This is a genomic window from Cryobacterium sp. BB736, from assembly GCF_014980265.1.
Taxonomy (GTDB): domain Bacteria; phylum Actinomycetota; class Actinomycetes; order Actinomycetales; family Microbacteriaceae; genus Terrimesophilobacter.
The window spans coordinates 1-14,162 of the sequence record NZ_JABXWQ010000005.1 but is presented as its reverse complement, the minus strand read 5'-3'; the positions used below and the strand labels follow the sequence as shown (position 1 = coordinate 14,162).

General features: G+C 67.2%; 13 protein-coding genes. 9 read left to right on the top strand and 4 right to left on the bottom strand.

Annotated elements, in window-relative coordinates; translation table 11 throughout:
• The first annotated feature begins 53 nt into the window (after positions 1 to 53).
• The gene (locus IRG63_RS12065) at positions 54 to 1,508 is read left to right on the top strand and encodes an NCS2 family permease (RefSeq protein WP_370566260.1); all 1,455 of its coding nucleotides are present in this window, start codon (positions 54 to 56) and stop codon (positions 1,506 to 1,508) included.
• Between the two features lie 87 nt (positions 1,509 to 1,595).
• Positions 1,596 to 2,018, top strand: coding sequence for a hypothetical protein (locus IRG63_RS12060; protein WP_193510289.1), 423 nt, complete (start codon positions 1,596 to 1,598; stop codon positions 2,016 to 2,018).
• Between the two features lie 7 nt (positions 2,019 to 2,025).
• Here IRG63_RS12060 and IRG63_RS13855 read toward each other — a convergent pair whose 3' ends face one another.
• Entirely contained in the window at positions 2,026 to 3,291 is a 1,266-nt protein-coding gene (locus tag IRG63_RS13855; RefSeq protein WP_370566258.1) for a DUF2510 domain-containing protein, read from the bottom strand.
• Positions 3,292 to 3,452: 161 nt separating this feature from the next.
• Here IRG63_RS13855 and IRG63_RS12050 point away from each other — a divergent pair, with 161 nt between their 5' ends.
• Positions 3,453 to 3,878, top strand: a complete 426-nt coding sequence (locus IRG63_RS12050) for a DUF1761 domain-containing protein (protein WP_168627786.1) — start codon at positions 3,453 to 3,455, stop codon at positions 3,876 to 3,878.
• Between the two features lie 72 nt (positions 3,879 to 3,950).
• Positions 3,951 to 5,396, top strand: coding sequence for an aspartate ammonia-lyase (locus tag IRG63_RS12045; protein ID WP_168627785.1), 1,446 nt, complete (start codon positions 3,951 to 3,953; stop codon positions 5,394 to 5,396).
• A gap of 19 nt (positions 5,397 to 5,415) precedes the next feature.
• Here the strand turns inward: IRG63_RS12045 and IRG63_RS12040 are convergent, their stop codons facing one another.
• Together IRG63_RS12040 and IRG63_RS12035 are read right to left on the bottom strand one after the other, a co-directional pair.
• A complete protein-coding gene (locus IRG63_RS12040) occupies positions 5,416 to 5,832 on the bottom strand; it encodes a YtxH domain-containing protein (protein WP_193510288.1) in 417 nt (138 codons plus the stop codon).
• Positions 5,833 to 5,874: 42 nt separating this feature from the next.
• Positions 5,875 to 6,381 carry a DUF6328 family protein gene (locus tag IRG63_RS12035; RefSeq protein ID WP_193510287.1) on the bottom strand — a complete coding sequence of 169 codons (507 nt, stop codon included), beginning with the start codon at positions 6,379 to 6,381 and terminating at the stop codon, positions 5,875 to 5,877.
• A gap of 66 nt (positions 6,382 to 6,447) precedes the next feature.
• Here IRG63_RS12035 and IRG63_RS12030 point away from each other — a divergent pair, with 66 nt between their 5' ends.
• From IRG63_RS12030 to IRG63_RS12015, 4 genes are read left to right on the top strand one after another with little or no spacing between them, the layout of a single operon-like run.
• Entirely contained in the window at positions 6,448 to 7,341 is an 894-nt protein-coding gene (locus tag IRG63_RS12030) for a ribokinase (protein WP_168627781.1), read from the top strand.
• Complete coding sequence (locus tag IRG63_RS12025; RefSeq protein ID WP_168627780.1) at positions 7,338 to 8,687, top strand: FAD-linked oxidase C-terminal domain-containing protein; 1,350 nt, start codon at positions 7,338 to 7,340, stop codon at positions 8,685 to 8,687. The genes IRG63_RS12030 and IRG63_RS12025 overlap by 4 nt, the downstream gene beginning before the upstream one ends.
• 8 nt (positions 8,688 to 8,695) lie before the next feature.
• Complete coding sequence (locus tag IRG63_RS12020) at positions 8,696 to 9,499, top strand: hypothetical protein (protein WP_168627779.1); 804 nt, start codon at positions 8,696 to 8,698, stop codon at positions 9,497 to 9,499.
• A gap of 48 nt (positions 9,500 to 9,547) precedes the next feature.
• Positions 9,548 to 11,800 (top strand): AAA family ATPase, encoded by a 2,253-nt coding sequence (locus tag IRG63_RS12015; protein WP_168627778.1) that lies wholly within the window; start codon positions 9,548 to 9,550, stop codon positions 11,798 to 11,800.
• Here the strand turns inward: IRG63_RS12015 and IRG63_RS12010 are convergent.
• Positions 11,797 to 12,828, bottom strand: coding sequence for a hypothetical protein (locus IRG63_RS12010; protein ID WP_193510286.1), 1,032 nt, complete (start codon positions 12,826 to 12,828; stop codon positions 11,797 to 11,799). The two genes, IRG63_RS12015 and IRG63_RS12010, sit on opposite strands and share 4 nt — an antisense overlap.
• Before the next feature lie 67 nt (positions 12,829 to 12,895).
• On the opposite strand from IRG63_RS12010, the gene IRG63_RS12005 reads away from it, so the two are divergent.
• Positions 12,896 to 14,041 carry an acyl-CoA dehydrogenase family protein gene (locus IRG63_RS12005; protein WP_193510285.1) on the top strand — a complete coding sequence of 382 codons (1,146 nt, stop codon included), beginning with the start codon at positions 12,896 to 12,898 and terminating at the stop codon, positions 14,039 to 14,041.
• Positions 14,042 to 14,162 lie beyond the last annotated feature (121 nt).

Below are 14,162 nucleotides of genomic sequence, written 5' to 3'. Positions count from 1 at the left end.
ATGCTGAACGCGTCCCTATTGTGGTGAAAGGCATACAAGTGTCCCAGCAGCAAATCGAGAGTCCCCTCAAGCGCGGATCCGGAAACTCCTTCCGGGAGAGATTCGATTCCTTCTTCGAGATCAGCCGACGCGGTTCGAACGTCGGTCGCGAGGTGCGCGGTGGTCTCGTGACATTCATGACGATGGCGTACATAGTCATCCTGAACCCGCTCATCCTCGGTGGCACGGAGGATGTCGCCGGCACTATGCTCGACGGCCAGCAGCTCGCTGCGGTCACCGGCCTGACCGCCGGCGTGATGACGATCCTGTTCGGGCTCGTCGCCAACCTGCCGTTCGGTCTGGCCGCCGGCCTCGGCATCAACTCGTTCCTCGCCGTGAGCGTTGTCGGGCAGGTCACCTGGGCCGAGGCGATGGGCCTTGTCGTCATCAACGGGCTCATCATCGTGCTGCTGTCGGCCACCAAGCTGCGTGAGCTCATCTTCAAGGCGGTTCCTGCGCAGTTGAAGACCGCGATCACCGTCGGCATCGGCCTGTTCATCGCCTTCATCGGGCTGGTCGACGCCGGCTTCGTGCGCTCCAGCGGCAACCCCTCTCCGCCGGTGCAGCTGGGAGATGGCGGCTCTGTCACCAGCATCCCGACCGTGATCTTCATCATTGGGCTGCTGATCATGGGCGTGCTCATGGCGCGCAAGGTGACGGGGGCGCTGCTCATCGGGATCCTCGCGACCACCGTCATCGCGATCATCGCCGAGGCGCTCTTGAAGATCGGCCCCTCGTTCACCGAAGACGGCCCAAACCCGTCCGGCTGGAGCCTGAATGTGCCCGCACTGCCCGAGTCGATCGTCGCGGTCCCCGACCTCGGCCTGATCGGAGCGTTCAGCTTCGGTGCGTTCGAACGGATCGGCGCACTCGCCGCGATCATGCTGGTGTTCACTCTCGTCTTCACCAACTTCTTCGACGCGGTTGGCACCCTGACCGGGCTCACCAAGGAAGCCGGCCTGCAGGACGACAAGGGCAACTTCCCCCGGCTGAAGTCAGCGCTGATCGTGGAAGGCGTCGGCGCAGTGGCAGGCGGCGCGACCTCGTCGTCGTCGAACACGATCTTCATCGACTCCGCCGCCGGCGTCGGCGAGGGTGCCCGCACCGGCCTCGCCAACATCGTCACCGGTGTGCTCTTCCTGCTCGCCATGTTCTTCACCCCGCTCACCCAGGTGGTGCCGCTCGAGGTCGCCGGCGCGGCCCTCGTCGTTGTGGGTGTGCTGATGGTGTCGCAGATCCGCTTCATCGATTGGAGCGAGTTCTCGGTTGGCCTGCCGGTGTTCCTGACCATCGTGGTGATGCCGCTGACCTACTCGATCGCGAACGGCATCGGCGTCGGCTTCATCAGCTGGGTGATCGTGCGCGCGCTGGCAGGCAAGGCCCGGGAGATCTCGCCGCTCCTGTGGATCGTTGCGGCCGGGTTCCTGCTCTACTTCGCGCGCGGCCCGATCGAGGCGCTGATCGGCTAGTCCTCACCGGGGCGTGAGCCCAGCGGTCCATCCCCAACTGGCGGCCGCCCGACGAATTCTCGTCGGGCGGCCGTTGATCATGGGCGGATGAAGCCACCCAGCCACGACGACACCCGCGAACGCCCCTTCACCAACCCGATCGAGATCGAGAACCGCGTCACCGAGCTGCTCGTACATGCGAACCAGCGGCAGCTGTGGCTGATGTTCCTCGATGACGAGCAGGTTCAGCTGCCGCTGCTCATCCCCGTCGACTCGCTGCCGGGCGAGCTGACCGAGGACGATGCGCGTGCGTTCGCGCTCGCGATCGGCGACACGGCGCGCGACCTCGACGCCGCTTCGGTGCTGATCGTGCTCGAGGAACTGCACGACGGGGAACTCACCGACCGGGACCGCACCTGGGCACGCCTGCTGCACGCAACCTGTGACGCGCAGAGCACAGTCGTCCGCGGCATCCTGCTGTGCCACAAGCGTGGCGTCCGCTGGATGCCGCAGGACGACTATCGGTGGTGACGACCGGCTAGCCGATGGTGTAGATGCCCCAGTCGTCGACGCGCCAGTCGATCCAGCCGTTGACGCGCTCGAGGCTCACCAGTATGGAGAGCTCCGTGCCATTGGCCTGCACACCGGAGCACTCGAACTGCTGTCCGATGAGCACCGGGGGAGCGGCGGGGCAGGTGACGGTCATCGTGGAGCCGATCACCTGGGCGTCGGACATGATCGACGCCTCCGCCTCAGCGGCGAAGACCGCGGGCAGGCTGGAGATGATCAGACCGGGCACTGCGACGACCGAGCCGACCTGCAGCAAGGCGAGAGCGAACCAGACCAGGACGGGGCCGAAGCCGTTGCCGGACTCCCGGATGGAGGCCACAGCGCGCACGATCAGGTAGATCGGCGCGGTGAGGAGTGCCCACGCCCAGTGCGCGGTTTGCTGGTGGCCGGCCTTCTTGAGCGTGCGGCGGTCCAGGAACGCGAACAGCACGACGAACGGGTACGGCGCGAACCAGATGGCCGCCATCACGGCGGTGTTGTCTCCCATGCCGAACGCGGTGAGCAGCAGAAGGCTCAACACGAGCTGCAGCATCGGGATGAGCGCGATCATCCACACCGGCGTGGTGTGGGTCACGGCGTGGCGCTGCTGCTGGGCGAACTGCTGCTGGTGCTGCGGCGCCCATCCGGATGCGTCGGGCGCCTGACCGTGCACGAAGAAGTCGGCCTTCTCCTGCTGCCCGTACTGGGCCCAATTGCCCTGCTCCTGCTGGAACGGCTGCTGGTAGCCCTGCGGCGCGCCCTGGAAGTTCTGCGCCCCGTACTGGTTCTGACCGAACGGCTGCTGGGCGAACTGCTCCTGCGAGTTGTCGCGGAGGTTGTCGAAGATCCGGTAGGCGTCGTCGGAGGACTCGGTCGAGGTGCTCTCGGTGAAGGTCGCCACGAACGGTTCGTCGTCCCGGGTGGGCTGCGCCACGCCCTCGGGCTCCGGCATGTCGACCTGGATGTCCTCGCGCGACGGCGGCTCCAGCTGCAGCAGCATCTGCGCGGTCGGGGGAGCGTTGTCGATCGGGCCCTTGCGCTCGCGCTCGCGGCGCTCGCGTCGCGTGGCTGCCGAGGGCTCTTCCTCGATGTCGTCGTCCGCCCAGGCGAAGGTGGTCTCCTGCATGACCATCGGCTGACGTGCCTCCGCGGTCTGGTGCGTCCAGGACGTGCTGTCCCACCAACGGAGTTGCGGAAGGCCCAGCGGATCCGGATACCATCCGGCTGGCGCGCTGAAGTAGCTGTTATCGCTCACGGCGAGTGTCCCCCACAATGTCAGAATTTATGTCACTGAGCCTACGGGGTGAACAAAGCCCAGAGAAATAGCAAGATATGCCCCAGTGTTGGGGTCAACGGTCCCTACAATCGGCACAACGCTTTGTACCCCAACGAGCGAGACGAACAGAGGAGTTCGACATGGTTCCTGAGATCAACATCTGGGCGGTGCTGCTCGCGACACTGTCGAGCATGGTCGTCGGCGCGATCTGGTACGCGCGACCGGTGTTCGGCAACTGGTGGATCAAGGCGGCCAAGGTCGACATGGACCGCAACGCGAGCGCGGTGGTGCCGATGATCGTGACTCTCGTCGTCAGCTTCATCAGCGCGCTCGTGCTTGCCGGGTCCGCTGCGATCGCCCAGGAGTTCTACGGTGGCAACTTCCTGCTGAACGCGATCGTCACCGCGATCATCCTCTGGGCCGGTTTCACCGCAGCGCGGTTCATCACCCATGACGCGTTCGAGGGGCGGCCGGCTGGGCTGACGCTGCTGAACATCAGCCACGAACTGGTGACGCTCGTCATCATGGCGCTGATCATCGGGCTGTTCGGCATCTCGGCCGCCTAGCGCGACGCCCGAGGCGACGCACCCGCGCGAGTAGAGTTGGGGCGTAGCGCTTTCGAAGGAGATAAAGGCGAAATGAGCACCGCGTCCGGGCCAACCCGGGTCGAAACCGATTCCCTCGGGTCACTTGAGATTCCCGCAGAGGCATATTGGGGCATTCACACAGCACGGGCGTTGGAGAACTTCCCGATCACCAGGCGCCCGATCTCGGTCTACCCGGACCTGATCACCGCTCTCGCTCGCGTCAAGCAGGCCGCGGCGCGCGCGAACAAGGAGATCGGCGTTCTCGACGCGGACAAGGCCGACATCATCGACCGGGTCTGCGAGGAGATCGTCGGCGGGGCACTCCACGACCAGTTCCTGGTCGGGGTGATCCAGGGCGGTGCGGGCACATCGACCAACATGAACACCAACGAGGTCATCGCGAATCGCGGCCTCGAGCTCATGGGCAAGGAACTCGGCGACTACACGTCGCTGCACCCGATCGACGACGTCAACCGCAGCCAGAGCACGAACGACGTCTACCCGACCGCGATCAAGCTCGCGATGATCATGGCCACCCAGCGGCTGCTCGCTGAGCACTCGCTGCTGCGCGAGGCGTTCTCGCGCAAGGGTGCGGAGTTCGCTCACATCCTCAAGGTCGGCCGCACCCAGCTTCAGGATGCCGTTCCGATGACCCTCGGCCAGGAGTTCAACGGTTTCGCCACAACCATCTCCGAGGACCGCGAGCGGCTGAGCGAGGTGCTCCCATGGCTCGGCGAGATCAGCCTCGGCGCAACCGCGATCGGCACCGGCATCACCGCCGACCCGCGATACGCGGAAGCCGTGCGCCGCCACCTGGTTGAGCTCACCGGTGTTCCGATGATCACCGCTCCCGACCTGATCGAGGCGACGAGCGACGCCGGTGTCTTCATGACGCTGAGCGGACACCTCAAGCGCGCTGCGGTCAAGCTCTCGAAGATCTGCAACGACCTGCGGCTGCTCTCCAGCGGCCCGCAGGCCGGCATCGGCGAAATCAACCTGCCGGCGCGGCAGGCAGGCTCGTCGATCATGCCCGGCAAGGTCAACCCGGTCATCCCGGAGGTGGTCAACCAGATCGCGTTCAGTGTCATTGGCGCGGATGCCACGGTGACCGCGGCCGCGGAGGCGGGGCAATTGCAGCTCAACGCCTTCGAGCCGGTCATCGCCCACAGCATCCTGCAGTCGATCGCGTGGCTCCGGAACGGCTGCCACACGCTCCGCGTCAATTGCATCGACGGGATCACCGCCAACACCCAGCGCCTCGCCTCTCAGGTCGAGTCGTCGGTCGGTGTCGTCACCGCGCTGACCCCGTACATCGGCTACACCGCGTCGGCCACGCTCGCGCACACCGCGCTGACGACTAACGCGTCGATCGCGGAACTGGTCGTCGACGCTGGCCTGATGACCGCCGAGGAGGTCGCCAAGGTGCTGTCACCGGAGCGGCTGAGCGGTTTGGTGGCCGCGACCGGCGTCATCGACGTGATCCCACCGCAGCAGTAGTCGCGTAGAGAAGAACCGCCTACGGGCGGTCGTCGACCTCGTCCGGGCGGTCGTCGAACTCGTCGTCGAAGTCTTCGAGGGCTTCCTCGCGGAACTCGGCGGCGGCGACGATCGCCCGGTCGCGCGCGTCCTCGCCGCGGTGGCTGATGCGCCCGCGGACGTCATCGGCGGTCCGCTGGACCTTCTCCGTCATGTCCTTCGCCGTGTCGGCCACCCGGCCTACGACATCCTGGGCACCCTCCGCCACGCGCGCCCCGACAACGGGCGCCTTCTGACGCACGTAGTCCGCGGTGTCGTTCATCGCCTTCTGCACGCGAGGGTCCTCCCACGCGTTCTTCGCGGCGGACTTCAGCTGTTCGTACCGCTGACGACCGGCGCGCGTGCCGAAGACATAGCCGACACCGGCGCCGACCAGAAAGAGCATCGTGGTTCGCATGCGATCAACGCTACGCGGGGGCACCAGGCGCTCAGGTGGCAATCATCTGGGAAGTGTTGTGCGCACGCGCTTCGGCAATGCGAGCCATAGCACGGAGACGACGATCAGGGAGATCACTCCCGCGATGATGCCGGCCGTGCGGCCGAGCACGACATCGAAGATGAACCAGGTGGTGCCGGCGAGCACCACCGCGAGCGCGGCGAGCATGAATTTCAGCATCTGGTCGGCGAGTGCGACGATGCGCTCCTTCTCACCCTGGCGGAAGAGCCGCCTGTGCATGCTCACCGGCGCCAGGCCGAGCGTCGTCACGAGCACTGCCCCGACCACGAGCGCGAGGTAGAGCGTGAGCTGGAAGGCGTCGAGCTCTGCGAAGCGGGACTGGAAGGCGAGCGTGAGCAGAAAACCGGTGAGGATCTGGGTGCCGGTCTGCGTCACGCGCAGTTCTTGCAGGATCTCGCTCCAGTTGCGCGCGAGTCGCTCCGCCTCGGTCTCATCCGGACGATCGGGATCAGGTTCGGTCTGCCGGTGCCTCGTATCGTCGCCGCTCATGCGCACAGCATAAATGCCGAGCCTTGGCGGCTCACAGCCGGATCACGCGGAGATAGCCTGAGAACCATGAGTCCCGCATCCGTCGCCGTGGTCGGCAGCGCCAACATGGACATCGTCTTCAGCGTCGACCGGATCCCTCAGCCGGGCGAGACCACCATCGCCTCATCGACGGCCCGCTACCCAGGCGGGAAGGGCCTCAACCAGGCAGTTGCGGCGGCTCGCGCGGGCCTGGCAACGGTGTTCATCGGCGCGCTCGGCGACGACGAGCACGGCCGCGAGCTGGCGACCGTGATGACGGACGCCGGCATCGACGGGGCCCTGACCCGCGGCAGCACCGCAGCCACCGGGCAGGCCTTCATCGCCGTCGACGCCGCGGCCGAGAACACCATCGTCATCGCATCCGGGGCCAACGCGGATGTCGAGACGCTCACCGACGCCGAGTTGGACGCGATCGCGAGCGCGTCGGTGCTGCTCATGCAACTCGAGCTGCCGCTGTCGGCAGTGGAGCAGGCAGCCGCGGCCGGCAAGGCGTCCGGGACCATCGTCATCCTCAACGCGGCGCCCGCGCATGCGCTCTCCGATGCCCTCATCGGTGACCTGGACTGCCTGATCGTGAACGAGCCGGAGGCGATCGCCCTCGCCGGCTCCGACGACCCGGAGACGGCGTCGCGCTCGCTCGCGGTGCGGGTGCCGCGTCTGGTGGTGACACTCGGCGCATCCGGAAGCGTGCTGTTCGAGGCGGGTCAGCAAGTCGCCCGCGTGCCGGCGCGGGTCGTGTCGCCGGTCGACACGACCGGCGCAGGCGACACGTTCTGCGGAGCCTTCGCCGCGGCGCTCGCCGAGGGGCGCGAGTTCGTGGCCGCAGCCGAATTCGCGACTGTCGCCGCTTCCCTCTCGGTGCAGGCTCTGGGCGCGGTGCCGTCGATCCCGACCCGCGCAGACATCGAGGCCGCGTTGTGAGCGTGCTCGACTCCCTGCGGGCCGAGTTGGGTGATGCCGTCTCGGTTGATCAGGCCCAACTGACCCAGGTGCGCACCGACAAATCGGGTCACGCCTCCAGCGCTCCGCCGATCGCGGTCGTGAACGCGCGCAACGCGGGCGACGTCCAGGCCACCCTGCGCCTCGCGAGCGAACACCGGGTCCCGGTCGTGCCGCGCGGTGCTGGCACCGGACTCGCCGGCGGAGCGATCGGCGGGGAGGGGGAGATCGTGCTGTCGACGCTGGGCATGAACCGCATCCTCGAACTCTCCGTCGCCGACCAGCTTGCCGTCGTCGAGCCGGGCATCCTGAACGGCGACTTCAACGACTCGCTGCGCGAGCACGGACTGTGGTTCGCGCCCGACCCGGCCAGCCGCGCCATCTCCACGATCGGCGGCAACATCGCCACCAACGCGGGCGGCCTGCTGTGCGCGAAGTACGGCGTGACGCGGGAGGCCGTGCTCGGGCTCAAGGTCGTTCTCGCGGACGGTCGGATGCTGACCTTGGGACATCGCACGGTCAAGGGCGTCACCGGACTTGACCTGACCGCGCTGATGATCGGTTCAGAGGGCACCCTCGGCGTGATCGTGGAAGCCACCGTGCGGGTCCGACCCCTCCCGCGGGGTGGCGCCGTCAGCATCGCCGCCTACTTCGCGGATGTGACGAACGCGGCCGTGGCATCCGCTGCGATCACCGCGGCCGGGTTGCAACCGGCCGTGATGGAGATCATCGACTCTCGTGGTCTGGAGGCGATCGACGACCATTTGGGTGTTGACCTGTCGAGCCTCGGGGCTGTGCACCTGCTCGTGCAGACCGATGGCCCGGCTGCTGAAGCTGAGGCCGATGAGGCGCTGCGCATCATCCGCTCGCAGGGCGGTGAGGCGACTATGAGCTCCGATCCCGCCGAGGCCGAGCGGCTGCTGGCCATTCGGCGCGCGTTCCACCCGTCGCTTGCCGCGCGCGGCACGGTGCTCATCGAAGACGTCGCGGTGCCGCGCAGCAAGCTGCCGGACATGTTCCGGGAGATCACCCGTATCGAACGCGAGTACGGCATCCCGATCCCCACCGTCGCGCACGCAGGCGACGGCAACCTGCACCCCAATTTCGTGGTCACCGGCGAGATCGACGACACCGTGTGGCGGGCCGCAGGCGAGGTCTTCGAGGCCGCGCTGCGCCTCGGCGGCACCCTCACCGGCGAGCACGGGGTCGGCACCCTCAAGAAGCGGTGGCTCGCCGCAGAACTCGGCTCGGACCAGCTGGAGCTGCAACGCCAGGTGAAGGCCGTGTTCGATCCGCACGGCATACTGAACCCCGGCAAAGTTTTCTAAGGAGCGGCATGGATTCGCAGGTCCTCATCGTCATCTTCGACACCGCGGCAGCACTGTGGGTGCTGCTGTTCCTGGTGCAGGTCGTCGATGTCGTCACCGGGAGGAAATTGCGCCGCGCCGGTCGCGCGACCGGGACGCGGGATCGCGACCGTCTGCTGACATGGACCATCATCGTCTGCTCGATCGTGCTGGTACTCGTCGTCTTCGGCGTCGTCCTGGCCGCCCGCATCATTCTCGACGCCGGGCAGGTGTTCGCAGGCGCTTTCGTGATGATCATGCTGATCGCGGTCACCGCGTCGAGCGCCGTGATCGCCGCGCGGGTGCTCGGCCGTCCGGCATCCGGCTACCCCGTGCTGCTGGACGAGCTCCGCAACGCCAAGGGAACGCGTGTCGCGAAGGGCCGGGTCGGCGACTACCGCCGCTGGCTGGAAACCATCGACTCACGCAGGGGCGACGTCCGCCGTCGCGTCCTGGCCGGACGCTGGTTGCGCGTCATCCCGCCGGCCGTGGGGCTGATCGGCCTCGTCACGGCGATCATGCTGGTCGTCAGCGGTGTGTTTCCTTTGTGGGTTGCGGTGGCGTTCCTGATAGCAGTGATCGCGAGCGCGGCTCTCTCCGTTGCCGGCGCACGGCGTTCCCTCGCCCGTAACCTGGCGGTGCACGCGGTGCAGCAGAAGCAGCGCACCGAGATTTTCACGCTCCTTGACGAACTGGACCGGCGGGCCCCGAAACGCTCGGCCGGCCTGACCGACCGGGTGTCGCGTGCCCTCGCCATCCTGCGCGAACAACAGGGTCAGGAGCACCGGAGGTAGCAGCCGATAGACTTGCATGCCGCAAAACCAAGGGGATGTGAGGCATAGGTGACTTCTGCCGAACTCGAACGCGAACGCCACTACGTTGGCGGACTGTACGACCGGCTCGACGAGCTCCAGCGCGAGGCGACGGAGCAGTTGAGCGCGGTGCGTCGACTCAACGTCGGCGATCACGACCAGAGCCGGTCGGAACGCGACAGTTTCGCGCGCCTGTACGAGGACCGGATCCTGCAGTTGCGGGAAGTGGGGGAGCGGCTCGCTTTCGGGCGTCTCGAACTCGAGCCCGACGACAGCCCGGAGCCGGTGCACCGCTACATCGGCCGGATCGGATTGCGCGACCGCGACCAGCAGCCGATCCTGCTGGATTGGCGCGTGCCCCAGGCGAGCGCGTTCTACCAGGCGACCGCGCGTCAGCCGATGGGCGCGAGGGCGCGCAGGCACCTGATCTCCAAGGGCCGGGAACTGGTTCGCATCGAGGACGAGATCTTCGACCCTGAGCTGCTCGACGAGTCGTCCACGTCGCTGCAGGGCGAGGGCGCGCTGCTGGCGGCGCTGACCGCGCAGCGCACCGGCCGGATGAGCGACATCGTCGCGACCATCCAAGCTGAGCAGGACCGGATCATCCGGTCCGACCTGCGCGGCGTGCTCGTCGTGCAGGGCGGTCCCGGCACCGGCAAGACCGCCGTCGCGTTGCACCGCGCCGCCTACCTGCTCTACTCGCACCGCGACCGGCTGCGGTCATCCGGTGTGCTCATCGTCGGGCCATCGCGCTCGTTCCTGCAGTACATCGAAGCGGTGCTTCCCTCGCTGGGCGAGTCGGGTGTCGTGCTCACCAGCCTTGGCAGCCTGTTCCCCGGCGTCGACGCGACCGAGGAAGATGTGCCGGCGGTTGCCGCGCTCAAGGGCGAGGCGCGGATGGCCGAGCTGATCGCGCGTGCGGTGCGCGAGCGACAGCGCATCCCACGCGAGACGCAGACGATTGAGATCGATGGGGAGCGAATCACCGTCGAGCCGCAGCTCATCGCCAACGCGATGACGAAGGCGCAGGAGAGCGGCAAGCGGTACAACGAAGCGCGCGTGGTGTTCGTCAAGCACGCGCTGAACGCGCTGACCAGGCAACTGGTTTCCCAGCTCAAGCGCCAGAGGCGAACCGTCGATGAGGCGGACCAGGCGGTCTTGCGCGAGGACCTGCGCACCAGCCACGACGTGCGGGTGCTGCTGAACACCGCGTGGCTTCCGCTGACACCGCAGAAGCTCGTGCAGGACCTGTTCGCGCGCCCGAACTGGCTTGCGCAGCTGACACCGGATTGGACCGCCGACGAACGTGCACTTCTGCTCCGCGGCCGGGACGCGCCGTTCACGATCTCGGATGTCCCCCTGCTCGATGAGGCAGCCGAGCACCTCGGGGAGTTCGAACTGGCCAGAGCCAACGCGAGCCGCGAGGCGAAGCAGCAGCGCAAGCGCGACATCGAGAACGCGAAAGCCGCGATCGGCAACATGGGACTCGACGGCTACGTCGACGCCGAGTCGGTCGCGGATGGCTTTGCCGACTTCGCACAGGGCGCCACGACCGCCGAACGTGCGGCCGCGGACCGCAGCTGGGCGTACGGTCACATCGTGGTCGACGAGGCGCAGGAGCTCAGCCCGATGCAGTGGCGCCTGCTGCTGAGGCGTGGTCCGAACCGCAGCTTCACGATTGTCGGCGACATCGCACAGGCGGCCTCGGTGACCGCGTCGGAGACCTGGCAGCACGCACTGGACGCCCTCATCGGCAACACGCCGGAAGGCGACCGCTGGCGGCTCGAGGAACTCACCGTCAACTACCGCACGCCAAGCCAGATCGCCGAAGCGGCCGAATCAATGGCTGTCGCCCATGACCTCCCCGTGACGAAAGCGACGTCGGTGCGCGAGGGGGAGTGGCCGATCGAGGTCGCCTCCGATGTCCTCGACGCGGTGCGGGCCGACCGCGAGGTCGACTCGTCCGGCACCCTCGCGGTCATCGCCGTGCCGTCCCGCCTCGGCGAGTTGCACGCCACGCTGTCACGCGAGTTCACGGTGGGCTACGGCGCCGACAACTTGATGAACCTGATCAACGTGCTGAGCCCGCGCGACGCGAAGGGTCTCGAATTCGATTCGGTCATCGTCGTCGACCCCGCGGCCATCGTCAGGGACACCGAGCGCGGCGCATCCGCCCTCTACGTGTCGATGACCCGCCCAACGCAGCGATTGACGCTCGTCAGCGACGGCGAACTGCCGGCGGGCCTGGAGTTCCTGATGGAAGAGCAGCGCCAGGCGGGCTAGAGGAAGAAGCCCGAGCTCACGAACCGCGACACCAGGTACAGCGCCACCGCGGCGAAGATGATCAGACCGACGACCGGCACGCCCCGTTTCAGCCGCCGTCCGCCGTGCGCGATGACGTTGGGCGCCAGCCGCGCCTCGCCCGGAGTTCCGGATTCCAGCGAGTCACCGACCACGCGTTCGTCTGCGTAGCGAACGGTGCGGCTCAAGGTCTTCGCGCCGACGGTGTCGACGATGCGGAACAGCCGCGACAGCAGGGTGGGGTTGGTCAACTCGAGCGGACCGGAGGTGTAGACGAACAGCCAATCATCGACGATCTCGAGATCGAATTCGCCGGACTCGTCGATCAACAGCGCCATCAGATCGGGCGTGAAGACGTAGAGCGCGTCCCGCTCATACTCCCTCGGGCAATACAGCGTGAAGTGGTCGTCGAAGTCGCCCTCGAGGGAGAGTCGCTGGTTGCGACCGAAGGACACCGGCAGGTTACTGCCGAAGAAGTTGTTCGCCTTGGCATCAAGCAGCATGTGCGGCAGCCGGCGCGGAAGCTTGATGGCCAGGTAACCCCAGTTGTGGGTGCGCTTGTTCTTGCCCGACCCGGTCGTGTACCGATAGCTGCCGAGATCGAAATACCCGTCATGGTCGCGGTAGAGGCGTTCGGTGATGGTGCGTGCATTGCCGATGCCGAAGATCGCCCCTGGGTAGTCGGTGCCCGCCTCTCGGCCCGTGTAATGCAAGCCGTTCGCCTCGGCGAACGCGTGCATCCGGAAGCTCTTCCGCAGCGCAATCGCTGTCGAAAGCCAGGTGAAGCCGGCGATACCGATCACGACGATGATGGCGAACGTCAGCATCGACAGCGAGCCAGGGCCGACCTCGCCTACGGCCATCGGAATGAGGATGACACCGATAACGGCTGCGACGACCACGATCGCGATGGCGCCGACACCGCCCAGGTGGGTGCGATTCCGCTTCGCGTAGGCGCGCAACTCGTCCCTGCTGACCGCTCTCGTCAGAGCCGAGTAGTCGACCTTCACGTGACTCCCTTTCGAAATTGGACCTCCTCATCATGTCAGCGGTCATACGGTGGTGCATGCTTGAGACGTGGCCGAATCACTGCTCAGCGACGAGCTGCTCGAGACATTCCGGAGTCGCGCTGCCCGTTACGACAGTGCCAACGCCTTCTTCGCCGAGGACCTTGATGACCTGAAAGCGGCCGGCTACCTTCGCGCGTTCGTGCCGACATCACTCGGGGGAGCAGGGCTGGACGCTCAGGCGGTCGTGCGCGAGCAGGTGAGGCTGGCATCCGCCGCCCCCTCCACCGCGCTCGGCGTGAACATGCACCTGATCTGGACCGGCGTCGCCAAGGCGATGCTCGACCGCGGCGACGACTCGCTGAAATTCGTGCTCGACGAGGCCGCCGCAGGCGAGCTGTTCGGCTTCGGCATCAGCGAGCGAGGCAACGATCTGATGCTGTTCGGCAGCACCACGAGCGCGACGCCGGAGGCGGACGGCGGTTTCCGGTTCACCGGCACGAAGATCTTCACCAGCCTGTCTCCGGCGTGGACCCGTCTCGGCCTGCACGGTCTGGACACGTCGTCTCCGGATGCGCCGAAGCTGGTCTACGCGTTCATCCCGCGCGGCGCCGACGGGGTCGAGACCCTCGACGATTGGGACACGCTCGGGATGCGAGCGACGCAAAGCAACAGCACACGCCTGGACGGTGTGCGGGCAGAGCCGGACCGTGTCGTACGGCGCGTCGACCCCGGCCCGAGCGCCGACCTGCTCCTGTGGTCGATCTTCGCCAATTTCGAACTGCTGTTGTCCGCGGTGTACGCGGGCATCGGAGCACGGGCACTCGAGCTCGCGACGGCTGCTGCGACCACGAGAAAGCAGCGCGATGGCACACCACGCTCGCAGGACCCGGATACGCGCTGGCGGGTCGCTGATGCGGCGATCACCATGGACGGCGTGTGGCCGCAACTGGACGCGGTCGCTCGTGACATCGACGAGCAGGTCGACCGCGGTGGAGAGTGGTATCGCTTGCTCTCCGGACTCAAGGTGCGCACGGTGCACGCGGTGCGCGACGTCGTCGACCAGGCAATCAGCCTGGCCGGGGGAGCTGCGTTCAACTCGTCGAGCGAGCTCGGGCGGCTCTACCGTGACGTGATCGCGGGGGTCTTCCAGCCGTCGACGGTCGACTCCGCCCACTCGACTGCGGCACGCCACCTGCTCGGTCCGCTCGACTGAACCACCCTGCGCATCCGCTGCCCCCAACACCCATCGAGTCGGGGGGGGGGGGGGGGGGGGGGTGGGGGGGGGGGGGGGGGGGGGGCCGGGGGGGGGGGGGGGGGGGGCGGGCCGGGGGGGG